Consider the following 1,163-nt stretch of genomic DNA (forward strand, 5'->3'; position numbering starts at 1 on the left):
GCGGTTTTTTCGTCCGGCCCGCTGCGCGGCCCGAAAGCACGAAAACCGCTCAGATGACGGCGCGGCAAAGCCGCAGCCTCTTCGCGGTTTTCGTTGCTGTCGGCACAGCCGGCAGCAAAAGGAGGGGCCTTGCGGCCAGCCACACGGATGACAACCCCACACAGGCGCGGTTTTTTCGTCCGGCCCGCTGCGCGGCCCGAAAGCACGAAAACCGCTCAGATGACGGCGCGGCAAAGCCGCAGCCTCTTCGCGGTTTTCGTTGCTGCGGGCACAGCCGGCAGCAAAAGGAGGGGCCTTGCGGCCCCTCCTTTCTCTCAATCGTCTGTTGAGCGGATGCGGTGAGCTGATCGGCGCCAGCCTTCATGTCGGAAAGGTGATGCGAATGATGTGCATCTTTCAGGGCGCAAGCCAGCGAGGCGTCCTACTGGGTGGGCATTTCCTCGCCGGGCTGCACAAGGGCCAGCGCGAGCCGCGCGGCCGAGAGCGCGGGGCCGGGCCGTCCGCCGCCCACGCGGCGGCGCACGAAGCCGGCCATGTCCAGCGCCACGGCGGCGTCATTGGGCACAAAGCGGCTGGCGTTTTTATTGTCTTGCAGAATTTCGAGGTATCTGTCGATTTTTGAGAGTTCCTGATGGCTTCCCGGTGGTTCGTCNGGCCGCTGCGANAGCGGNTCAAAGGATGTGTGATTCAGAATCAGCGACATGTCCATTCCTCCTTGAATGGTTCACTGCTTCCCTGCAGACGGATGGCGCCGTTTCCCGCGCGCAAGGCGCACGGGTNCCACTGCTTCCACTCAACACCGGCCTTATCGGCANGGGGANAAGTGTGCTTTAGGGGAGATTTCGATTTTTCCAGAAAAATTTGAAAATTTTTCCCAACAGGATGGAATCCNTNAGGGTTTTTGNGAAACCTTCGCCGCCCCCAGTTNGAGGACGACCCGGCGCACCAGNTCNTCCGGCGNNANGCCCAGGCTCCATGCGAGCAGGATGGCGGANGTGAGCGAGGGCTGNCGNTTGCCGGTCTCNAGCAGGCTGATGAAGACATTGCTCGCCCCGNTGGCCNCCGCCACCTNNTCCTGCGAAAGNCCNGCCCTGGCGCGNGCCTCGGCNATGATTTCTCCAAAAATGGCTGGGAAGNTCCGGGAGCTGNTTCATNNNCGGGNA

2 protein-coding genes and 1 pseudogene are annotated in these 1,163 nt (G+C 62.3%); all 3 read right to left on the reverse strand.

Going from position 1 to position 1,163, the window contains the following annotated elements:
• Window positions 1-206 (reverse strand): hypothetical protein (locus HDR50_RS10980; protein WP_291358206.1); only part of this gene is annotated, 206 nt, incomplete at its 3' end.
• 215 nt (window positions 207-421) lie between these two features.
• Window positions 422-565 carry a hypothetical protein gene (locus HDR50_RS10985; protein WP_291358208.1) on the reverse strand — a complete coding sequence of 48 codons (144 nt, stop codon included), beginning with the start codon at window positions 563-565 and terminating at the stop codon, window positions 422-424.
• Window positions 566-805: 240 nt separating this feature from the next.
• Window positions 806-1,126, reverse strand: a pseudogene (locus HDR50_RS12505) (helix-turn-helix transcriptional regulator).
• Window positions 1,127-1,163: the final 37 nt, after the last annotated feature.

Origin of the sequence: Desulfovibrio sp., assembly GCF_014803725.1 — a bacterium.
Classification (GTDB): Bacteria; Desulfobacterota; Desulfovibrionia; order Desulfovibrionales; family Desulfovibrionaceae; genus Desulfovibrio.